Source organism: Xenorhabdus sp. NBAII XenSa04, from assembly GCF_963866145.1.
Taxonomy (GTDB): domain Bacteria; phylum Pseudomonadota; class Gammaproteobacteria; order Enterobacterales; family Enterobacteriaceae; genus Xenorhabdus; species Xenorhabdus indica.
Window position 1 is genome coordinate 1 of sequence record NZ_CAWMEB010000135.1, and the last position, 22,721, is coordinate 22,721.

The 22,721-nt window shown below is 43.7% G+C and carries 16 protein-coding genes; 9 read left to right on the top strand and 7 right to left on the bottom strand.

Features of this window, described 5'->3' with window-relative positions; all coding sequences use genetic code 11:
* The 3 genes from AAC147_RS06020 to AAC147_RS06030 form a co-directional block, all read right to left on the bottom strand.
* A partial coding sequence (locus AAC147_RS06020; RefSeq protein WP_047679530.1) for an AMP-binding protein occupies positions 1 to 1,715 on the bottom strand: 1,715 nt, incomplete at its 3' end.
* Positions 1,716 to 2,334: 619 nt separating this feature from the next.
* Positions 2,335 to 2,490, bottom strand: a complete 156-nt coding sequence (locus AAC147_RS06025) for a hypothetical protein (protein WP_156115324.1) — start codon at positions 2,488 to 2,490, stop codon at positions 2,335 to 2,337.
* Positions 2,491 to 2,581: 91 nt separating this feature from the next.
* Entirely contained in the window at positions 2,582 to 9,148 is a 6,567-nt protein-coding gene (locus AAC147_RS06030; protein ID WP_231571335.1) for a TcdA/TcdB pore-forming domain-containing protein, read from the bottom strand.
* A gap of 180 nt (positions 9,149 to 9,328) precedes the next feature.
* On the opposite strand from AAC147_RS06030, the gene AAC147_RS06035 reads away from it, so the two are divergent.
* Positions 9,329 to 9,658 carry a hypothetical protein gene (locus AAC147_RS06035; protein ID WP_231571337.1) on the top strand — a complete coding sequence of 110 codons (330 nt, stop codon included), beginning with the start codon at positions 9,329 to 9,331 and terminating at the stop codon, positions 9,656 to 9,658.
* A gap of 390 nt (positions 9,659 to 10,048) precedes the next feature.
* Positions 10,049 to 10,525, top strand: coding sequence for a thioredoxin-dependent thiol peroxidase (bcp, locus tag AAC147_RS06040; protein WP_047679534.1), 477 nt, complete (start codon positions 10,049 to 10,051; stop codon positions 10,523 to 10,525).
* Between the two features lie 92 nt (positions 10,526 to 10,617).
* Here bcp and AAC147_RS06045 read toward each other — a convergent pair whose 3' ends face one another.
* A complete protein-coding gene (locus AAC147_RS06045) occupies positions 10,618 to 11,676 on the bottom strand; it encodes an AI-2E family transporter (protein ID WP_047679536.1) in 1,059 nt (352 codons plus the stop codon).
* A gap of 158 nt (positions 11,677 to 11,834) precedes the next feature.
* Here AAC147_RS06045 and AAC147_RS06050 point away from each other — a divergent pair, with 158 nt between their 5' ends.
* Positions 11,835 to 13,301, top strand: coding sequence for a beta-barrel assembly-enhancing protease (locus AAC147_RS06050; protein WP_047679538.1), 1,467 nt, complete (start codon positions 11,835 to 11,837; stop codon positions 13,299 to 13,301).
* Between the two features lie 11 nt (positions 13,302 to 13,312).
* The gene (gene arsC, locus AAC147_RS06055) at positions 13,313 to 13,672 is read left to right on the top strand and encodes an arsenate reductase (glutaredoxin) (protein ID WP_047679539.1); all 360 of its coding nucleotides are present in this window, start codon (positions 13,313 to 13,315) and stop codon (positions 13,670 to 13,672) included.
* Positions 13,673 to 13,749: 77 nt separating this feature from the next.
* On the opposite strand, the gene hda is transcribed toward arsC, so the two are convergent.
* From hda to upp, 3 genes are all read right to left on the bottom strand, one after another.
* A complete protein-coding gene (gene hda, locus AAC147_RS06060) occupies positions 13,750 to 14,457 on the bottom strand; it encodes a DnaA inactivator Hda (protein ID WP_047679540.1) in 708 nt (235 codons plus the stop codon).
* 518 nt (positions 14,458 to 14,975) lie between these two features.
* Positions 14,976 to 15,323: a hypothetical protein gene (locus AAC147_RS06065; RefSeq protein ID WP_047679541.1), complete on the bottom strand. Its 348-nt coding sequence runs from the start codon at positions 15,321 to 15,323 to the stop codon at positions 14,976 to 14,978.
* Between the two features lie 193 nt (positions 15,324 to 15,516).
* Complete coding sequence (upp, locus tag AAC147_RS06070; protein ID WP_047679542.1) at positions 15,517 to 16,143, bottom strand: uracil phosphoribosyltransferase; 627 nt, start codon at positions 16,141 to 16,143, stop codon at positions 15,517 to 15,519.
* Positions 16,144 to 16,374: 231 nt separating this feature from the next.
* Between upp and purM the strand changes: the two genes are divergently transcribed.
* From purM to ppx, 5 genes are all read left to right on the top strand, one after another.
* On the top strand, positions 16,375 to 17,415 hold the full coding sequence (gene purM, locus AAC147_RS06075; protein WP_047679544.1) for a phosphoribosylformylglycinamidine cyclo-ligase: 1,041 nt from the start codon (positions 16,375 to 16,377) through the stop codon (positions 17,413 to 17,415).
* 44 nt (positions 17,416 to 17,459) lie between these two features.
* On the top strand, positions 17,460 to 18,098 hold the full coding sequence (gene purN / locus AAC147_RS06080; protein WP_047679545.1) for a phosphoribosylglycinamide formyltransferase: 639 nt from the start codon (positions 17,460 to 17,462) through the stop codon (positions 18,096 to 18,098).
* A gap of 351 nt (positions 18,099 to 18,449) precedes the next feature.
* Positions 18,450 to 19,013, top strand: a complete 564-nt coding sequence (gene speG, locus AAC147_RS06085) for a spermidine N1-acetyltransferase (RefSeq protein WP_047679547.1) — start codon at positions 18,450 to 18,452, stop codon at positions 19,011 to 19,013.
* Between the two features lie 28 nt (positions 19,014 to 19,041).
* A complete protein-coding gene (gene ppk1 / locus AAC147_RS06090; protein ID WP_047679549.1) occupies positions 19,042 to 21,111 on the top strand; it encodes a polyphosphate kinase 1 in 2,070 nt (689 codons plus the stop codon).
* Positions 21,112 to 21,114: 3 nt separating this feature from the next.
* The gene (ppx, locus tag AAC147_RS06095; RefSeq protein WP_081988961.1) at positions 21,115 to 22,710 is read left to right on the top strand and encodes an exopolyphosphatase; all 1,596 of its coding nucleotides are present in this window, start codon (positions 21,115 to 21,117) and stop codon (positions 22,708 to 22,710) included.
* Positions 22,711 to 22,721 lie beyond the last annotated feature (11 nt).

The following is a 22,721-nucleotide window of genomic DNA, read 5'->3' on the forward strand; positions in this document are numbered from 1 at the left end:
AGCACCTCAACAGGATATATTGTTGTAAAGGTAGTGCCTTCCGTCGGGCCATAAGCCTGCAAAAGTTGTTGCGGCGGACGATGTTTCAGAACCTGAGCAATCACCGATAAATCGGGGATATCGCCGCCAAAAATCAGCATTTTTATCTGCGGCAGCACCACGGACAACTCTACCGCCAGCCGGTTAAACAGCCCGATGGTCAACCACAGCACCGTAATACGGTGGGTCTGTAAAACCCGGATTAACTCTACCGGCGTCAATAAGGTGGTGTGATCAATCACGACCAACGCCCCCCCGTTAAGCAACGGTGCCCAGACTTCAAAGGTGCTGGCATCAAAAGCCGGGTTCGCGGTGAAAGCCACCCGATCATCCGGTTCGATGGCCGCATAACCATTATTGATAACCAACCGGACCACAGCACGGTGTGGCACCAGTACCCCTTTCGGGGTGCCCGTAGAGCCGGAAGTGTACATGATATAGGCTAATTCGGTGCTGGCACGCGGCAAATCAGGATTAACGCTCTGTTGCTCGCTGCTTGTATTGCTCTCATCGGCAAGACGAAGCAGCGGTACAACCAAGTCAGCCGGGATCGCTGTCTGTGTATCAGTGAGTAACAATTTGGCGGCACAGTCATTGATCAGCCAATTTTTCCGTTTATCCGGTACAGTAGGATCAAGGGGAACGTAAACCGCACCAGCTTTAAGCACCGCCAGTTGAGCCACCACCAGCATGATAGAGCGTTCGAACAGCAGTACAATATGATCACCGGGACAAACGCCTTGCTTGATAAGCTGGTGAGCCAGTTGATTAGCCCGTGTATTCAACGCGTTATAGCTCAGGCGCTTATCTCCCGCTATCAGAGCTGTCGCCTGTGGGGTTTTCTCCGCTTGTTGCTCAAATATCTGATGAAGACATGACTGGTCTGGATAGGTAGTTTTCGTGGCGTTCCAGGTTTCTAATAACAATGTCCTCTCCGCCTCCGGCAACAAATTAAGCTGTCCGATGGGGATATCATCACTTCTTCCTTTTGATAACAGCAACATCTGTAAATGGTCATCCATGCGCGCAATCACTTCCCTGTTCAGGCGATTTTCATCATAAATCCAGCGGAAACCACCTTGCTCATTTATCTGAAATGTCAGTAATTCACCCGACGCCTGTTGATCACGCAGTCTGCCATCCTGTATTACCGAAACAGCGACAGGCCACGGATGGTGAGTGCTTAATTCAGGAATGGCGTGCAGTGAAAGTAAATGAGAAAGGTGGTCACGACTGAAGGTCTGGTGTTGCGCCAGTCGGGTAAGTTCATCATCAACCGCGTCAGCCACCTCTCGCCACGGCTTATCCCATGCTACTTCAATGTCCATAGGCACCACTGAGGCCAGATTTGCCCGGTTATTGTTTAATGCCACACTCCAGCCAATTTGGTATGCAGACTGCTGAGACAGGCGCGTAAGATAGATAACAAATGCCTGCAACACTATTCGCCATGGTGCCTCTTGACTCTTTTGGGGAGACAGTGACTGCCAACGGCTGATTGCCCAACGGGGTTCTGCAATCTGATGGGGAATGTCGAAAGGTAACCGGAAGGGGTGCAAAGCAACAAGACGCTGATACCAAAATAATTCACTGGGTGTGAGTGATTGCAGGGTATTTATTCCAGAAAGAATTTCACCATTAAGACTATTTCCCGTTGTAGCCATGTTATCTTTCATTTATTACCTCATTTCAACGAATCTGTTAGTTGTTTGAAAATGATCAATCTGTAGGATCATCAAAAATATTTTTTCTTGCTTTTTGTTTTGTTCATTTGACTGGAGAGAAATATAACTCATGCATAAAACGTTGTTCAGGATATTTAGTGGGTATTTTCTATCAGGTTTTTAAATTCCATAATTTAATTTCTGATTAATAAGTATCAATGCCACAACAATTTTTCTAACAACGGAATAAATAATTAGTTTGGTAAATCAGAATAAAATATTCTGTCTGCACTTTTATTTTTTAGATGAGCTGATTCATTTTTTATTGACTACAATTAATAACCTAATAAATAAAAAATATCTTATCTTAAGAATAATTCCATTTGAAATTATTTTATAAATACAATTACATTTATAGTGATGATTAAAAACCATCAATAAAAATTAATTTCACCTCTTGTTATTTAATTATAAGAACATGAAAAAAGTAACAATCAATACAATAAGATGTATTACAGTTAGTTTATTCTTTGATGCAATATTTCAAACGTTCAGAAATATCTTATAGCCTGAGACAAAGCCCATAATGGGTAAAAAGATATCCAGCAATGTGCGAAGGTGTCCGCAAAATTCAATCCTGTCGCCAGTGCTTGCCAATATCTACCTGCACCATATGATAGATGAATAAAACAATCACTGACAAATAGATTGCTCCCAAAAACAATTTAGGCAACTGGCCGATTAGATCGACCAGTTGCTTAACACAGCGTCCCAGAGCCTTTTTCACCAACTCCAGTTCTATTCCAGTTCTATCGCCACTGCGGTAGAGTGCTACATCCGGGGCATAAGTATTGAATGCGCCGGAATAGAGGTGAAAGCTACTCTAGCATCTCTGTACACTCAGCGGGTTTTATCCTGAGCTCACCTTCCTCTGATACCAATCCGAAACAGCTAACATCGGGGTTTAATACCGTCAGTTTGGCCATTCTTCTCAGTAAGTTAATTATTTTCATCTTCTTCAGCGTCATTTCAAGCCTCATATCGCGCTGCGCCGCCTGTTCAATACTGACAATGCATATACTGGTATCTTCTGATGCCTGATGAAGCAGCACTAGATTTTCGTTACTGCGCCAGATTGACAGGTTGGCTATGCAGGTATCAGAAAACCGGATGGCTGAACTCTGACCCCGATCATCTATCGTGATATGCCGGTAATGAGTCAGCGCCTCGGAGGGGGACAGCCAGTAATACGATTCTTTTGAACGTCCGGTGATAGCCAGCCGATCGGTGCCTGCCAGTTGCGGCAGACGGATTTTCCCCCCCAAAGGAACCTGCCCCACCTGCAACACCAGACTCTCCGGTGTTCGGTTAACAAAACGGTAATTTCCTACCAGAGTGGACTTTCCTTCGCTGACTTGGCTAACTTGCCACAATTCTCCGGTAGTCTGGTCATGGACATAACTGGCCTCCTGCCCGGCGACTTGCCCCAAGTAATGCAGAACATGATTCGAGTTAAGTATGCTGGAACGAAGCGTTTTTCCTTCCTCTGGCAGATACCACGCAGGATAACCATGCTCAGAAAACAGTCTAACGGCCTGCGGTAATTCAACCTCATTACTGAGCGCCATAATGGCTGAAGCAATTTGACTGTCCGGGCGACCCTGTACATGCCAGGCAATCAGCACCGGACGGTCTGTCATCTTGGCATCCGCTGACAGCAGTAAGACCGCGCCGTCCGGGGTTTCCAGCCGGAGTGTATTGCCCTGACGAACCGCACTGCGGTATTGATGGCTGGCCAAGAGCCAGGGTTCCGCTGCGGCAGGTTCCCCAGAGAGCACCCGCTTTTCACTCAACTTAAGGTCAGTCTCCGTCGACAGAGGCTGACGATATAACTGATGGTTGTCGGTGTCAAAAATCCATGCCTGCCTGCCATCTTCCGCTTCCGCTAAACCAAGATAGACCAGAGTGTGTTCTGTATTGAGCCCAACTCTGCCCTGCACCACCAAATCTGCCTTACTGTCATACCAGGCACTGACGGGTTTTCCGTCTCTGTCCTGCAACCCCAGTAGCAGCAGGGTACTGAACTGATCTGGAGTATCCCGCGCCAGCTGTCTCAGTGCGGCCGTCAGACCCTGCTGGTGAGGTTGCAGCAACCAATCTACCGTCACCCCAATCAGACGGATACTGCCCTGATCATCTGCCAACCACAGCATCCCTCCACTGGAAAGTACAACCAACTGCTTGTTCGCTATGGATACGGATCTGATATCGTCAACAGCCACCTTGCTGGCCGGAGAGCCGGACAGTCCATTATCCTGCTGAAAATAAAGACTATGTCTCTGATGGCTGTAAAAATAATAACCCGGCTTAGCACCAGTCGTGGTGAAAACGAGGGTGAAATCAGCCGTCAGGGCCTGCAAATCCGAATTTTTCTTTTTCAGCTCAGCCAGAATGCCGGCATCCTCCTGATCCGGATCCACCCGATTCATCCTGACTACATTTTGCGGCTGTTTTCCATCAGTCTGTAACCAATAATGTTTATCCACACCCGCTACTCGCCCAGAAAGGCTGATCACCTCCGCCGGGCTGCCTTTAACCTGACGTTCCGGCACACAGAGATCGCCGCTGAACCACTGATTCACCGCCAGTGGTGACAGAAGGCCATTAAACTCACCGTCACTGGAATCGAGAAGAACAGGCAGCGAGACGAGGTTTTTTTCACTGATTTTATCCAGGCCAGCCAGCATGGCTGTATTTCCGTCAACAGCTACCAGTTTCAACGTTTCCTCTGTCACCTGATAAGTATACGAGATACGGCCTTCATCTAGCTGCCGTTCCACCACAAACCAGAGCTGGTCATTGCCCTGCATCACATGACTGCTGATTTTCTCCTGATCATTCCCCGGAAATTTTATCGGCAGATACTGCCGCAGAACTTCGCCACTGGCAATATCCACTTGCCAGAGCGTGGTATCCCGGTAAAACCACGCCTTATTACCCTCAACTTTCGCCAGCTCGGCATCGCTGAGAAAATCGGCGGCGTCAGGGACGTTGGTGTAAATCATACGATCACGACCGGTCTCATAGAATGCGCGGCCAACAGGACGGCTTTGCGGTGAGTGCCGGTAGTGTTCCACCACTAAATATGGTCTGTTGTGATGTTCATAATTGCTTAACTGCCTGAGATGATCATGCAACGCCTGCAGGCTGTTAAACCGCTCAGCATTCGTTTCAATCTCTTTTATCTGCCACTGCTGATTCTTTTCGTCCTGCTTGACAGAAGATATCCCTTTATTATTTATCAGGAAAATATTATCCGACTCTTCAGACAGGGTTATCTTTATATTACCGATATGCAGTCGTTGTCTGTTATCTTCTTTGCTGAGACCGGGGCTAACATTAGAGCCGATATGACGGGCATCCAGTATCCAGTGGGTATCAGTGTTTCCCTGTAAGGACAGAGAAACCCCCTCCTGCAAGCTGATACGGTATTTGCCTTTCCCGCCGGTCAGATGGTAGGACAAGTACCCGTGAACATCCTCCGGCAACTGCTGGATGACAATATCCCGGTCTTCATCGTCCAGAATGATGTCAACCGGCGTCGCGACAAATTCCGGCTTTATACGGCGCACCACACGCTCTCCGGGAAAAGCATAAAAATCAAAGTCGAATCGTCCATCTTCTTCCAGTCGTCGCAGAACATCAAATCCGCGGTCGTTGCGGGCAGTGACGAAGGGCAGGATCATATATTCGTAATTAATGTAGGACTTCATGGTAACTGGCAGGATCAGGATATCGCTGCTTCCAGGATGGAAGCCGACTTGCGCCTGTTTATGACCGATGCCTTCACGGATATTAATTGCCTGTTTTTTATCAGTATTAGCTGGCCTGCCGGGCCACCAGCCAAAGTAATTACTCCGGCCTGAACCCCATGAGTAAGTCGGGTCGTTGCGATAGAGATACTGACTGTCAAAAGTCAGGTGACCGTGACGTAAATCGAGCTGACGGATCACGGCTCCGGGGATCGGCTCCATTACCTTATAACGGCTGCCATCTTTTGCCACTTTTTCCGCCTGTCGGTATCCACCCTGCTGATAAGCTGCGTCCAGATCGGCAAAATAAGTGCCTACCGCCTGTGCATCACTGGCTACCTTGCCGAACGCCTCGGCCAGAGCCGTAAAACCAATACCTAAACCAGCCAGTGGTACTGCCAGCGAGGAGGCAAAACCTGCAACAATGGGGGCACCGAAGATCCCGGCACCAATACCTACGCCGGTTGTCACCAGGCCAGCACTGTCAAACGCCAGTTGTGTACCATAAACGGCCTTCTGGGATTCATTCTCCGCATGCGCCAGTTCTATGCCATCCAGTACCACACTGAAGATATTTAACCCCACACCGACACCCGTGCTGACATGGGAGAGCGATGAAAACAGGCTGCTGGTCACACCCCGGCCTTCACTGAACACCGCCCTGTACAAATTGGCGAGTTTAGCGCCGTCCTCCAGTAGACCATGAGCCATCTGCGTCAGGTTTACATAAGTATGCACCCGCAGTGCGCTCTCTAACGTATTGGGCATCGCATTAGGCACCTTATCACTGGCTACAGTGGTGCGGTTTCTATCGGCAAACCAAGGGATCAGGGTCTTAATCATAAAGGCGGAATTCAGTCCGTGAACAGCGTCTGCTTCGGGGATACCTGGGCGCAGGGTTAGTTTCCCTTTGGTATACGCGTGAGTTTTGCTGACTGTATCGAGATCTTTATCATAAGAATGAATAAAATCAATAATACGTCGGTCATCCGTCGTGAATGTCTGGGGAGGAAGCTCAGGCCGTGCTCTATTAATAAACTGTAAAGAATAACTTCCCGACAGGGATTCACTCTCCCTGAGACTACCCAGTATTGGCAACCACTCTTCTGCGGACAGTGCATTTTTGCTGTACAGATGCTGCGTGGCCTGCTGAAAATCCTCTGCACGGTTAAGCATCTCCAGCAGCCGGATGTCAATCTGCACATTGTCTGGATTATTTTCCAGTGGCGGGTTAACCATATCCCTTACAGGGACTGATTTACCTGGTGTTACTGTTCTCTCCTTCTCCCATACACTATTCTCCGGATTAAAATAGCGGCCAAAATGTGGTAAATGGAACTTCTTAGACTCTGGCAAGCCCTTATTGATGAGATCTATCACTCCGTCATACAATTCACCCTGCAACGCCTTTTCTTTGCCTTCAGCGCGGTACTTGTCGAACATCTGTAACATGCCCTGGCCGATACTGTCCGCACTCTTCGGCTCGTAACGCGCAGCGACATAGAAGGTTTCGAAAAACGAGTGATAGCCGTTACGGATCATGAAGGCCGCGTTAACCATCTGGAACTGCCAATACTCCTTGGTGGTCAATGCGCCACCGAACAATTCCGGTAAGACATTGCTGACAGTCTGGGTGGTTCCTGAAATTCCGCCTACAAACGGGGTGTCCAGGTCATTCATGTAGCGCGTGGCTTTATTTTCAGGGTCAGGACGGAATTGGTTGTAACTGCGGTACTTATCGTCCTTGATTAGGTACGAACCATCATGATATACCCGCTCTTCAGGGCGGGTATTGAGGAGCAGATACGGGTCTGGCTGATTCAGCCGATTATTGATTATGACCTTGTTTTCACCGTTTTCCGGCATCAGCTCAGCATGGGGATTTATCGGGACTGCACGCTTGGAATAGCTATCGGCTACCGGGCGCAAGACATGGAACAAGGCCTGTTTGCGCAAGCTTCTGCCCTTATTGCTCAACAGCGCCTCTCGCGACTTTTCAGCCGTCAGATCCTGTTGTACCTCGTTGCTATCAAAGCTCTCGGGACCAACCAACAACAAGGCGAGTAGCTTTTTGTTCACCGAACGTTCAACTTCGGTATGATTGAAATCCTGTTTTTTCAGGTTGTTTGGATGCTGTTGGTTGATCCGTTGGGTTTCTTCTTCAATGGCCTGAATGCGCCATTGTTCGTACTGCTGTGCCAGTAACTCCTTAGATTGGGCGATGTCACTTTGCACATAGTTATTTTCTAGGATCTTGTCCACGATCTTGGAGGAGAACACGAGACTATTCAGTTTCTTCGCCAATTTGAACAATAGCGGGTCATTTTCGATGTTTTCCCAGACCGAAGTGGCAAATTCCTTTTCCCACAACACTTTGTTCAGGTTATTGCCCTTGATATCGCGCGTTTTGGCATTGAAGTTCTTCGACTCCAACACCGCTGCGGGGGTGATGTGGTTGCGTTCGAGCAAACGCACCAGTTGCTGCTCGAACACGTTGCGTTCTGCGCTGTCTTCAAACAAATGGCTGGCTTCCGCACCATTGTCTCGCAATAGATCCAGCTTCTCGAAAAATGCGGCGTTGTATTGATACAATTCGGCGGTCTGCGTCTGAGTCAAGTGCTTACTGTCGATCTTGTCGCCTTCAACGCTTATCTTCAAAAAGGGCGTTGCGGACAGGTAGGTTTCGCCCTGTGGCATTTCCAGCAAGTACTGGCGATCGGCAAAACCAACCGAGCGTTCCAGCTCATGGATATTGGTGAAAAGCCCATCACGATCCGGGTTATAACTGTTATTGCGAAAATCCTCCAAGCTGGTAGTCCGGAAGCTGGTGATATCAGCATTCTGGTTGATTAAGTCACTCAAGGTGCTGGCCAATGGAACCTTATCGGATCTGCTGGACACCTTAATTCCAATTTGGTTCGGTACCTTGCGGTCAACGTTGCTCAATAGTATTTTGCGATCGTTATCCAGAAAATGCTCCTTTAGGCCTTCGCGCTCGGAGTTTTCCGAAACCAGATAGTTAGCGAAAAACTTCTCGACGAATTTGATTTTGACCAGTACTGAGCGAATTGGTGCATAGGTCGGGGAGCGCAAGGATGGCTCATACTTGAGCCGGTATTGTTGTTGCCAGGCCAAGGAGCGTGCTGGAGTACCAAAGGAAAAGTTGAATACCCTGCCCTCCGGCACGACCAGCCTGCCGTCCCTCATGAAGAAGTCCTTGAAGCGTCCATCGGGGCTGGTATCAACCAGAGCGACACTCATGCGGATGTATCCAGGACGTTCCTCCATCATTAACAGTGAAATATTTACCGGCAGATTATCGGAGGTTTGGGGTACTTTGGTCAGCTTGTTGAGGGCCTCAACTTCTTCCGTAGGGGTTGCCTTGAGAAAGTCGTTGTAGCGAGTTTTGACATACTTGTAGGCCTGCAGATTGGAAAAGTGCTTCACGTATTTTGAGCTTAACTTTTCTAAAATGTGCTTCACGTCTTTTGAGTTTAACTTGGGGTCAGCCTTCTCCTGTATAGTGAGTTGCTGTTCCAGAAGCTGTTTCAGAAACTGTTCCTGAGACGTGATCTCGGTATCTAACTGAGTCTGCTTGTCTGCTGCGTTCTTCCTCAGAGTCTCCGCATCCAAGGTGAGGCCATCACTGAGAATATTCAAGGCCTTTTTCCTAGAGTTGTCAAAGTGCGTTATGGCCGACTGCTGCTTTCTGTATATCTGGATATCGCGCTCCAGTTGCAGCTTGTAGGCCTCTCTCGCCGGCGTGTTAGGTCGTTTGTCCAGCTCCTGCCGGCTTCTCTCTAGTGTCTGCAAATGATCCTCAATAGAAACAGGATTTTCCTGCATCTGAAAATGTTGTGCAGCCAATACACTCAGGGTACTCTGCTGCATTTCTTGCAACCGTTCGTTTACCTGCTTGATATAGTCGGCACGCGCGTTGGTATCCATGTCGAACCATTCGGTCTGACGACCCGCCGCCTTGATCTGTTGATCGATCAGAGTATTGAGCAATTCTTCGAAGTCTTTGGACATATAAACCATTCCAGTAATCCTTTGTCTGTTTTTGAGCGAAGCTCTTTGCATCGCGGAAGTGAGTCAGAATATCTAAAGATATCTAACTGTGTTGATAATTATTATCAATAATAATAACCATTATCAATTGCGATTTAAGCAAATAATTACATCTATAAATTAATTGGACTATTTGTAATGAAGCAACTTGAAAGACGAAAGGTATATCTTGAAAATAAAATAGCATTATTAACATTAGAGTTGGCAGGGTTCATACGGTCCATGTTCTGCCATGAATTTTAATCCGCTAAATCCACTTTGTGTTGGGGTCAAAACGGGCATGTTTTGTTCGTCCTTGGCATGATGCAGAAAACGATTTCGCATGGGTCCATGCACAGTACCAGCCATTCGGCCAGTTGCCAGCTATTCGAAAGATGCAGAATACGTATTAATGAGTGAACATATAGTCGTATTAGTGTATAAAATCCATTTGAATAAAAACGATTAAACGGAGAATGCGTGATGAGTCCATTGAAAGCCGGAGATAAGGCCCCACAATTCAGCCTTCCTGACCAAGATGGTGAAAACATTAACTTATCTGACTTCAACGGTCAGCGTGTTTTAGTTTATTTCTATCCCAAAGCAATGACCCCAGGCTGTACTGTTCAGGCGTGTGGTTTACGTGACACGATGGGTGAGCTGGAAAAAATTAATGTCACAGTATTAGGCATCAGTACAGATACTCCCGAAAAATTATCCCGCTTTGTCGAGAAAGAGATGCTGAATTTCACTCTGCTTTCTGATGTTAATCATCAGGTTGCCGGGCAATTTGGTGTTTGGGGTAAAAAGCAGTTTATGGGAAAAACCTATGATGGTATTCATCGCATCAGTTTTTTAATTGATCCAGAAGGTAATATTGAACACGTTTTTGATAAATTCAAAACCAGTGACCACCACCAAATTGTTCTGGATTATCTAAAACAGCATTCATCTTGGTAAATTCACGGGCTAATAACACAATCCCCCATCTGGTTGATGGGGGATTTTTTCGCTGACTTCTGCATTATCAGCACTATCGCAGTTCGCTATGACTACTCTTCTGCTTTTTCTTCTGGCCAGACATTAATGACTGCTTTGATCAAAGTCGCCAATGGGATAGCAAAAAAAACGCCCCAGAATCCCCATAATCCACCAAAAATAATAACAGAAAGAATAATAACCAGTGGATGGAGATTTACTGCTTCTGAAAACAGAATAGGTACAAGCAGGTTTCCGTCTAATCCTTGTACAACCAAGTAAGCGATAAATAGTGTCCAAAAATCTGTTCCGAAACCCCATTGGAATAATGCAACTATAATGACAGGAAGAGTGACAATCACCGTACCTACATAGGGAATTAACACGGACAAGCCAACAAGTACAGCAAGTAGCATCGAATAATGCAATTCAAAGAAAGCAAATACCGCGTAAGTACAAATGGTCAGGATAACCATTTCCATCACTTTTCCACGGATATAATTGGTAATTTGTTGATTCATTTCATGCCATACTTTCCCGGCTAAACCGTGGTTACGTGGCAATATACTTTGTAATGCTGCAACCATCTTATTTTTATCTTTCAACAAGAAAAACACCATAAAAGGAACAATAATCAAGTAAATAGAAAAAGTTAACAGCCCAATCAAGGATGCCACGGAAAACTTAACCACAGATTCTCCCGCTAAGGAAAGCTTGCCACGCAGATTTTCTGCAAACATTTCAATAATACCAGCATCAACCAGAGCGGGATAACGAGAAGGCAAAGTATGAGCATACTCATTAAAATGGTTAATCATATTTGGCAGGTCAGAAAATAGATTTACACCCTGTTGCCATACTGTTGGGGCAACAATTAGGATAATTAAGGCGCTAATCCCCATAAAAATAGTTAATACAATTGTCACAGAAAGTGAGCGGCTACAGCCTAATTTCTCCAGTTTTACTGTTGGCCATTCCAGTAAATACGCCAGTACAATTGCGGCAAGAACCGGTGCCAAAATACCATTAAAAAAATAAATGATGCCAAACCCTGCTAACAAAATGAACGATAATGCAGCAATTTGTGGATCAGCAAAATGGCGACGATACCATTGCATGATCATATCCAACATAAAAAAACTCCCTGATAACAATACTTAACAATTATTTTACTGAAATTGCTTACGACTGACCGATTTTAAGTTACCCTTTGCTATCATACACGTATCCTGAAAATGATAGCTAACTGGACATAGTGTTTTTATAAGCACTGTTTTATGAGAGTCGCTTTATGAAAAAAACATCTACCAAGAAACCCCTGATAGCGATATTGGTTAGTCTGACACTATTTGGCAATCTTCCGGCCCTTTCCGCACCTGTTGCAGATTCATTACCAGATATTGGCACAACAGCAGGATCTACACTCAGTATCAATCAAGAAATAGAACTAGGTGATTTTTATATTCGCCAAATACGTGCTGGAACCCCGCTGATTTACGATCCACTATTAACAAAATATATCAATAAGCTAGGCCAGCGGTTAGTAAATCACGCAGATGCGGTCAAAACGCCTTTTCGTTTTTATATCGTCAATAATCCTAACATTAATGCGTATGCTATTTTCGGTGGCAATGTTGTACTACACTCAGCGCTGTTCCGTTATAGCCGAAATGAAAACGAATTAGCCTCTGTCATGGCCCATGAAATCGCTCATGTCACTCAGCGTCATTTAGCCCGCCGGATGGAAGATATCCAACGAAAATCACCGCTGGCATGGGCTGGCACATTAGGTTCTATCTTATTGCTAATGGCTAATCCACAAGCAGGAATGGCAGCATTAAGCGGTACTCTGGCTGGTTTTACACAAGGCATAATCAGCTTTACTCGTGAAAACGAACAAGAAGCAGACCGTATAGGTATGCGGATATTGAACCAAGCCGGGTTTGATCCTTATGGGATGTCCAATTTCATGCAAACTCTGGGGGATCAATCCCGGTACAGTTCTAAACTGCCAGAAATGTTATATACTCATCCATTGCCTGACAGCCGCTTAGCTGATGCCCGCAACAGGGCCAATCAATACCCAAAAAAATCTATCCCAGAATCACAGGATTATCTGCTTGCCCGCGTGCGTATTCTGACAATAAATTCTACTGCACAATCTCCCTATACAGAGGAGCTTCTGAACAAATACAGCCAAGGAACTGTAAAAGAAAAAATTGCCGCCTCTTACGGACGGGTTCTCTTCCTAACCCAAAATAAAAAATATACTGAAGCCAGAACAATATTGACTCCATTACTGGCTGAGCAACCAGATAATATATGGTTTATCGATGCTATGACAGATATTGATATTGAGCAGTCACAGTATGCGCAAGCTATTACCCGCTTACAACAAGCCCTTCAAAAACATAAAAATGATCCGGTGCTACAAATCAATCTCGCTAACGTCTATATTCAGGCTAAACAATATCCAAAGGCTTCACAGCAGCTATTCCAATATACCTTCAACTATCCTGATGATTTAACGGGTTGGTCATTAATGGCAGAAGCGGCGGGTAAACAAGGAAAACGCAATACTGAACTGGCAGCTTATGCAGAAACTATGGCATTAAAAGGACAGTTCGATATGGCTATAAATTATCTCAGCCAGGCCAGTGCATTGGTAAAATTAAATAGTTATGATCAAGCCCGCTACGATGCCCGCATTGATCAGTTACGCCAACTGCAACAACGTTATAGCCAATATGAGAAATGAGGTTTTTTTACATGCAAGATATTATTTTTTACCATAATCCCCGTTGTTCAAAAAGTCGGGAAACGCTTAAGTTAGTTGAAGATCTTGGGATTACACCAGAAATTATTCATTATCTCGATACGCCTCCAACAGCAAAACAACTTGCTGTTTTATTAAAAAAGCTAGGTTTCAACGATGCCCGCCAGTTAATACGAAAGAAAGAAACACTCTATAAAGAACTGGGACTTGATAATAATGAACTATCACAGGAAACCTTACTCCAGGCAATGTCCGAGAACCCTAAACTCATAGAGCGTCCAATTGTTGTGGCAGGAGATAAAGCACGCTTAGGACGTCCGCCAGAGCAGGTTAAAGAAATTTTAGGCAATTAATTATTTTGGCATATACAAAAAAGTGATAGGGAAATACCTCTATCACTTTTTCACCCTTTGCTTCCTGACCCAACTTATTAAAGATCAAGAATATCTTTTACAAATGGGATTGTCAGTTTACGTTGAGCCACAATAGAAGCACGGTCAAGCTCATCCAACGTTCTAAATAGTGTTTGCATTTCCCTATCAAGTCGTTTTAACACAAAACGACCCACATCTTCAGGTAATTCAAACCCTCGTAACTTCGCCCGCAGTTGCAATGCCTGAATTTTTTCATCATCAGACAAGGGCTGCAATTTGTAGATCTGCCCCCAATCCAAGCGAGATGCCAAATCTGGCAATGTTAAGTTAATTTGCCGGGGAGGACGATCTCCGGTAATCAAAAGACAGGTTCGGCCGATCTCTACAATTCGGTTATAAAGATTAAAAATAGCCATTTCCCATACCTGATCACCTGCAATACATTCCACATTGTCAATACACACCAATGATAAATGTTCCATACCATCAAGAACTTCTGGAACAAAATAAGCACGTTTATCTAATGGTACATACCCTACAGCCTTCCCTTGTTGGGACAATTCGGCACAGGCTGCGTGGAGTAAATGGCTCTTGCCCCCCCCATCGCGGGACCAAAAATAGATATAACTACCATGTGACTGACTAATAGCCAATTTTATTGCTGCTAATAAAGATGTATTCTCACCTGCAAAAAAACTGGCAAATGTTTCATCATCAGGCAAATATAAAGGCAATGAAAGCTGCGCCGGTGTATTCAGAAGCACCTCAAACCGAATGGATAACGAACAGTACTGAGTTTACCATAAAAACCAAGTCTACTACAAAAAGCGATAACAAACATAGTTGACAATACATTCTGATAATGTTTTATTTTTCGGCCAATTATTTCTAATATTATAAAAAATAACCAATTGAAAACATCTTAAGACAAGTAGCCAGACGAACACAGACTACATTTGCACAAAACTCATTGAGCCATATTCCTTTCGACACGAAGGATTTTGATGAAAGAGAAGATAAACAGAATCCTCACATGGTAGAGTTAGATAAGATTATTGACATACTCGATGATAATCTTACAAGAATACGCAATTAACTTCGAAGAAAGAATATTCCCTCTTGTCATGAGTATTACATTATTAATAAGTGTAGAAGAAATATTAATGGATAAGAACCCAACTTACTATTATTTTAAGTCGCGTAATTTCTCCCTATGATTATACTCTTATTATGACACATCCTGAATGAATATGAGTTACATTGAATAGTTTTCTCTAATGATTTACTTTTCTTTATCGGATGTAGAAATTATCAAGGCATGAGTCTCTTTCAAAAGTTCAGTGACTTCGTTTTTATCTAAATCACCCTCAATAGATATAGAGCTGCCATTACTGTTAACTATAGATATTTTTAAGTTACGACCACCCAAAAGTGCTATGAGTGCTCTTCTTATACTATCAAGATAGCTTAAATTATCTTTAAAAAAAGTGAGAGTAGGTTTAATAATGTTGAATGTCTCTGAACGAGATGCTACTGGATCAACTTCTATATGAAATTTAGCAAGTTCAGTATAAAACTCTTCGATCAACGACTCATCTATATATAAAGTAATAATATTGGTATCTTTCATTTTATTCTCTACTTTATCTTTAGTGATACTAAATAAATAAGTGAAACTGAATTATATAGAAAAAGCATCTGATACTTTTAGCATGGTCAGTTTTATAGCACAACGCCTAAAATATGAGAAAGGATTTTGTAAAAAATTCTTTCTCATAAGAAGCAGATATAAATTAGCTTACAACTTTATTATTCTATAAATATTATTTTGTACCAAATATCTTATCGCCTGCATCCCCCAGGCCAGGAACAATATATCCATGTTCATTAAGACGTTCATCGATAGACGCGGTAAATAACTCAACATCAGGATGAGCTTTCTCCAGTGCTGCAACGCCTTCTGGTGCAGCAACCAAAACCAATACCTTAATGACAGGGCAACCTGCTCTTTTCAGTAGATCAATCGTAGCAATCATAGAACCGCCTGTTGCCAACATTGGATCAACAACCAGCGCCATACGCTCATTAATGTCAGAAACCAGTTTTTGGAAATAAGGCACAGGCTCAAGTGTTTTCCCATCACGATAAACACCGACAACACTGATACGGGCACTTGGAATATTTTCCAAAACACCATCCATCATTCCCAAACCTGCACGCAAAATGGGCACTACTGTGATTTTTTTTCCTTTGATCTGATCGACTTCTACCGGACCACACCATCCATCAATGGTCACTTTCTCAGTTTCTAAATCAGCAGTTGCTTCGTATGTCAGAAGGCTTCCCACTTCTGAGGCCAGTTCACGAAAACGCTTAGTGCTTATGTCATGGTCGCGCATCAGGCCCAGTTTATGTTTAACGAGTGGATGTTTAACCTCAACGATCTTCATGGGTTTCTCCTACTGTATATAGCCGGCGGATAAAAAAAATCGCGGGATTATACCTCCTTTTTGATATCGCGCCACTATCCATCTATTGATTTTTAGCAACCACAAGTATTTTTCTTCTATTTTTTTATCCGTAATAACCTACAGAAAGCTATCGCAAACGTTTGCCCAGACTGCTAGAATTATCTCCGTTCTGTTTTATTCATTCAAATGCAATCGCCTGGGAGCTACGCAGTGACCAACAAAACCTCTCTTAGCTATAAAGATGCCGGTGTCGATATTGACGCGGGTAATGCCTTAGTCAATCGTATCAAAGGCGTAGTGAAACAGACCCGACGCCCTGAAGTGATGGGGGGATTGGGAGGATTCGGCGCTTTATGTGCCCTGCCACAAAAATATCGTGAACCTATTTTAGTTTCCGGCACAGATGGCGTTGGTACTAAACTGCGTCTGGCGATGGATCTGAAACGTCACGATACTATCGGAATTGATTTGGTCGCCATGTGTGTTAATGATCTGGTTGTTCAAGGTGCTGAACCACTGTTCTTCCTTGATTATTATGCAACAGGTAAATTGGATGTTGATACAGCCTCCAGTGTCATCACTGGCATTGCAGCAGGCTGTAAACAAGCCGGTTGTGCACTGGTCGGTGGAGAAACAGCCGAAATGCCCGGCATGTATCATGGAGAAGATTACGACGTCGCTGGTTTCTGTGTCGGCGTGGTTGAAAAATCAGAAATCATTGATGGCAGTCAGGTTCAGATCGGCGATGCACTGATTGCATTAGCTTCCAGCGGGCCACATTCTAATGGCTATTCATTAATTCGCAAAATCCTTGAAGTCAGCCAGACCAATCCTGAAACAACCAAACTGGATGATAAGCCATTAGCGGATCATTTACTTGCCCCAACCCGTATTTATGTCAAACCACTACTTGAATTAATTGAGAATGTTGAGATCCACGCGATTTCTCATCTGACGGGTGGCGGCTTCTGGGAAAATATTCCCCGTGTTCTGCCAGAAAATATGCAGGCAAGAATCGAGGGGACTAGCTGGCAGTGGCCTGCGATTTTCAAATGGTTACAACAGGCAGGTAATGTCAGCGATCACGAAATGTACCGCACATTCAACTGTGGAGTCGGAATGATAATTGCTCTACCACAATCTCAAGCAAAACAGGCAATTGAATGCCTAAACATTGCGGGTGAAAAAGCGTGGCAAATCGGCAGCATTACTGAACTTGGTCACAACGAACAGCAAGTTACTATCAGTTAATAAAAAGCTCGTAAATAAAAAGCCCGTTAATAGAAAGTCATCCTATGAAAAAAATTGTGGTATTAATTTCTGGTAATGGCAGTAACCTACAATCCATTATTGATGCCTGCCAACAAAACCGGATTAATGGGCAGGTCTGTGCAGTATTCAGCAACAATGCTAATGCTTATGGCCTGCAACGGGCAGAATGTGCGGGTATTCCCACGCATTTTCTCAATCCGAAAGAGTATTCAAATCGTGCAGATTATGATTTTGCCCTACTCACCGCTCTTGATCGATACCAACCCGATTTGGTCGTTTTAGCGGGTTATATGAGAATATTGTCACCCGGTTTTGTCCAGCATTACCGCGGACGACTGATTAATATTCACCCTTCCCTGCTACCGAAATATCCCGGTCTGCATACCCACCGTAAAGCAATAGAAAATGGAGATCAGGAGCATGGTACTTCTGTCCATTTTGTGACTGAAGAGCTTGATGGTGGTCCCATTATCTTGCAGGCTAAAGTACCAATCTTTACAGGCGATCAGGAAGAAGATGTTATCAGACGTATTCAAACTCAGGAGCATGATATTTACCCACTGGTCATCGGCTGGTTCCTGGATCAGCGTCTGAGAATGGATAACAATACCGCCATTATGGATGGCAAGATATTGCCACCACAAGGTTATGCTTCAGAATAACCAATATCATTAGACCGATTACAGCATTGTGTCCAGAATTAATGTGTTCAGGTTAGCGTGTAAAGTTAATACATTGAGATTAATACGTTTTAAGGTTAATGTATTAAAGTGAATCATGTTAATATAATGAAAATTAACCAGACACTTTGCTGTAAGTTATTCTTTCGGAAAGCTCTTTTTCTATATTTCGTTCTTTTTCTATAAGTTATATTTTTCTATAAATTATAGTGCTAACCCAAAGCTGTAACTTGAAAGGCAACGGGGATATCTAGTAATAATTAACTATCCGTATATCATTTCGTATAGACCAAAACTAAATCGGCCCTTATCGTAAAAACACTGAGGTATCTAATGTCCAGTGGCTCTGAAAATCCACCCGTAAACTTACGTCCCCTCGAACGGGAAGATCTCCCTTTCGTCCACCAGCTCGATAACAATGCCAGTGTCATGCGCTATTGGTTTGAAGAGCCTTATGAGGCTTTTGTTGAATTATGCGATCTCTATGACAAACATATCCACGACCAAAGTGAACGCCGTTTTATTATAGAAAGCATGAACGCTAAAGTCGGCTTGGTTGAGTTAGTGGAAATTGATTATGTTCACCGCCGTTCCGAATTTCAAATCATTATTGCACCGGCTTATCAAGGGCAAGGCTATGCAACTGAGGCAGTTAAACTTGCGATGGAGTACGCATTTTCTGTACTCAATCTCTACAAACTCTATTTAATCGTTGATAAAGAGAACGAAAAAGCAATTCATATATACAATAAATTAGGATTTTATACAGAAGGTGAATTAATCGATGAATTTTTCGTAAACGGCTCTTATCATACTGCTATTCGGATGTGTACTTTCCAGCATCACTATTTTGCTAACAAAATTCGTCATTCTCAGAGTAAAAAGCAAGATCGTTAACCCAATAAATGGACCAAACGGAGTAGTAATGTCCCACGACCGCCTCTATACAGAAAAAGAACTCAGTTGGCTCTCTTTCAATGAACGCGTACTTCAGGAAGCGGCTGACAAAAGCAATCCACTTATTGAAAGAATGAGGTTTCTAGGGATCTACTCCAATAATCTGGATGAGTTTTATAAAGTTCGTTTTGCTGATGTAAAACGTCGTATTCTTATTAGCGAAGAACGGGGTTCTGCAACCAGCGCTCGGCAATTATTCAAAAAGATCCAGTCTAAAGTAGCCAAAATCGATCAGGAGTTTGATGAACTCTATAACGATTTACTCTTAGAAATGGCGCGCAACCAGATTTTCTTAATCAATGAACGGCAGATATCTCCCAATCAACAAATCTGGTTGCGACAATATTTCCGGCAACATTTACGTCCGCATATTACACCTATCGTTATCAATCCAGAGACTAATCTGGTTGAATTTTTGAAAGATGATTACACCTATCTGGCTGTGGAAATTATTCGGGGACAAGAGACAAAATATGCCCTGCTGGAAATTCCAGCAGACAAAGTTCCCCGTTTCGTTAATCTGCCGCCAGAAATGCCAAAAAAACGCAAGTCAATGATTTTACTTGATAATATTTTGCGTTATACACTGGATGAAATTTTCAAAGGTTTTTTTGATTACGATACACTGAACGTTTACTCCATGAAAATGACCCGTGATGCTGAATACGATTTAGCAACGGAAATGGAATCCAGTTTGTTGGAATTGATGTCTTCAACCCTGAAGCAACGGTTAACGGCCGAACCTGTCCGCTTTGTTTATCAACGAGATATGCCGGATGAAATGGTAGAACTACTACGCAGTAAGTTAGGGTTGTCTAATGATGACTCTGTTATTGCTGGTGGCCGTTATCACAACTTCAAAGATTTTATTAAGTTTCCCAATGAAGGAAATCGAACCCTTCTGAATAAACCAATGCCACGCTTACGCCATACCTGGTTTGATCATTTCCGCAATGGTTTTGATGCTATCCGTGAACAAGATGTTTTGCTCTATTACCCTTATCACACTTTCGAGCATGTGCTGGAATTACTGCGGCAGGCATCATTCGATCCGAGTGTATTATCGATAAAAATTAACATCTATCGTGTAGCTAAAGACTCACGCATTATTGATTCTATGATCCATGCGGCTCACAACGGTAAAAAAGTAACGGTAGTCGTGGAGTTACAGGCACGATTTGATGAAGAGGCCAATATCCACTGGGCAAAACGCCTGACTGAAGCAGGCGTGCACGTGATTTTCTCTGCTCCGGGCCTGAAAATTCACGCGAAGTTGTTTATCATCTCGCGCCTTGAAGGCAGTGAAATTATCCGCTATGCCCATATTGGTACAGGAAATTTCAATGAAAAAACAGCTCGCTTATATACCGATTATTCCCTGCTAACAGCCAAGCCAGAAGTCACCAATGAAGTACGTCGTGTATTTAACTTTATTGAAAACCCTTATCGTCCCGTAACATTTGAGAATTTAATGGTATCGCCCCAAAATTCACGTGCGATGCTCAATAAGTTAATTACTCAAGAAATCGAAAATGCCAAAGCAGGAGAACTGGCAGGCATTACCTTAAAAATAAATAACCTGGTAGATAGAGAATTAGTGGATCGCCTGTATGATGCCTCAGAAGCGGGTGTCAAAGTGCGTCTTCTGATCCGGGGTATGTGTTCTCTGGTTCCCAATCAATCCGGTTTTAGTGAGAACATTCAAGTCACCAGTATTGTAGATCGCTTCCTTGAACATGATCGGGTTTATGTTTTCACCAATAAAGGGAATGAAAAAATTTTCCTCTCTTCCGCAGACTGGATGACCCGGAATATTGATTATCGTATTGAAGTCGCCGTTTGTTTGTTAGATCCCCTGTTAAAACAACGAGTATTGGATATCTTAGAACTCCAGTTTAACGATACAGTCAAGGCGCGCTATATTGATAAAGAATTGAGCAATCGCTATGTACCACGGGGAAATAAGCGTAAAATCCGCGCACAAACTGCCATTTATGATTATCTGAAAAACCTGGAACAACCGGAACCAAGAGCCTAATTTATGCCGTTGAAACACGATAAACCAACGCCTAAGCCGCTGGAAATTGCAACCATTGACCTTGGCTCTAACAGTTTTCATATGGTTATCGCCCGTATTGTAAATGGTGCATTACAAGTTATTGGGCGCCTAAAAAAACGGGTTTACCTTGCTGATGGACTTAATGATAAAAATGAGTTAAGTGAAGAATCTATCAGTCGCGGTCTTGACTGCCTGTCGCTATTCGCTGAGCGGTTGCAGGGTTTCTCTGCGGAAAATGTCTGTCTTGTAGGTACTCATAGTCTACGGGAAGCAACCAATGCGGAAGAATTTCTGAAACGAGCCAAAGAGGTTATTCCTTATCCCATTGAAATTATTTCCGGTCACGAAGAAGCCCGTTTGATCTTCATGGGGGTAGAACATACTCAACCGGAAAAGGGCCGTAAACTGGTGATTGATATTGGTGGTGGCTCCACCGAGTTGGTCATTGGTGAGGATTTCGAACCTCTATTAATTGAAAGCCGCCGTATGGGGTGTGTGAGTTTTTCCCGACAGTTTTTTCCTGGTGGCGTAGTAAATGAGCATAATTTCCACAAAGCAAGGCTTCAGGCAGAACAAAAACTAGAAAATCTCATCTGGCAATTCCGCACAAAAGGTTGGGATTTTGCTTTAGGAGCATCAGGGACTATCAAAGCAGTCCATGAATCACTGATTGAATTTGGTGAAAAAGATGGTTTGATTACACCTGATCGCCTCCATATGCTGGTGAAACGGGTATTAAAATACAAAAACTTCAACTCTCTGGATTTACCCGGTTTACCCGAAGATCGCAAACAAACTTTTGTTCCGGGTCTGGCTATTCTATGCGGTATATTTGATGCCTTGCATATTCAAGAATTACGTTTGTCTGACGGAGCATTACGTGAAGGTGTTCTTTACGAAATGGAAGATCGCTTCCGCCATCAGGATATTCGTCAAAGAACAGCCAAAAGTCTTGCTGATCACTATAATATTGACAGGGAACAAGCCAGCCGTGTCTGGAACACAGCCAAAACACTTTATGACCAATGGGCGGCACAAAATCCGAAACGAGTACAACCACAATTGGAAGCCATTCTGCTCTGGGCAGCGATGCTCCATGAAGTTGGCTTAAGCATCAACCTGAGTGGCTTACAGCGGCATTCTGCCTATATCCTGCAACACACGGACTTACCCGGTTTTAATCAAGAACAGCAATTATTGTTGGCAACATTGGTTCGTTACCACCGCAAAGCAGTTAAAATTCATGAACATCCCCGTTTCTATCTGTTCAAGAAAAAGCAATATCTTCCGATACTCCAGATATTGAGATTAGCAACCTTGCTGAATAATCAACGCCAATCCACGACGACTCCTGAATCTTTAAGGCTGGAAACGGATCATGGTCACTGGACACTTTATCTTCCCAAAAACTATCTAATTCAGAATGTACTGGTGCAGTTAGACTTAGAGAAAGAACAGATTTACTGGGGTGATGTAGCGGGTTGGCACTTACATATTCAAGAGGAATCATCAACTGCGGCGTTGGAACATTATCAGCAAAATATGATGGGACAAAATGGCAATCCTAAGACAAAATAGCACCATATCCC

What these genes read in the sequence shown, in the direction of transcription:
- upp (WP_047679542.1), bottom strand. Translation starts at nt 16,143, where the DNA reads ATGAAGATCGTTGAGGTTAAACATCCACTCGTTAAACATAAACTGGGC.
- AAC147_RS06035 (WP_231571337.1), top strand. Translation starts at nt 9,329, where the DNA reads ATGATCCTCAATAGAAACAGGATTTTCCTGCATCTGAAAATGTTGTGC.
- bcp (WP_047679534.1), top strand. Translation starts at nt 10,049, where the DNA reads ATGAGTCCATTGAAAGCCGGAGATAAGGCCCCACAATTCAGCCTTCCT.
- ppx (WP_081988961.1), top strand. Translation starts at nt 21,115, where the DNA reads ATGCCGTTGAAACACGATAAACCAACGCCTAAGCCGCTGGAAATTGCA.
- arsC (WP_047679539.1), top strand. Translation starts at nt 13,313, where the DNA reads ATGCAAGATATTATTTTTTACCATAATCCCCGTTGTTCAAAAAGTCGG.
- AAC147_RS06050 (WP_047679538.1), top strand. Translation starts at nt 11,835, where the DNA reads ATGAAAAAAACATCTACCAAGAAACCCCTGATAGCGATATTGGTTAGT.
- AAC147_RS06045 (WP_047679536.1), bottom strand. Translation starts at nt 11,676, where the DNA reads ATGTTGGATATGATCATGCAATGGTATCGTCGCCATTTTGCTGATCCA.
- ppk1 (WP_047679549.1), top strand. Translation starts at nt 19,042, where the DNA reads ATGTCCCACGACCGCCTCTATACAGAAAAAGAACTCAGTTGGCTCTCT.
- speG (WP_047679547.1), top strand. Translation starts at nt 18,450, where the DNA reads ATGTCCAGTGGCTCTGAAAATCCACCCGTAAACTTACGTCCCCTCGAA.
- AAC147_RS06065 (WP_047679541.1), bottom strand. Translation starts at nt 15,323, where the DNA reads ATGAAAGATACCAATATTATTACTTTATATATAGATGAGTCGTTGATC.
- purN (WP_047679545.1), top strand. Translation starts at nt 17,460, where the DNA reads ATGAAAAAAATTGTGGTATTAATTTCTGGTAATGGCAGTAACCTACAA.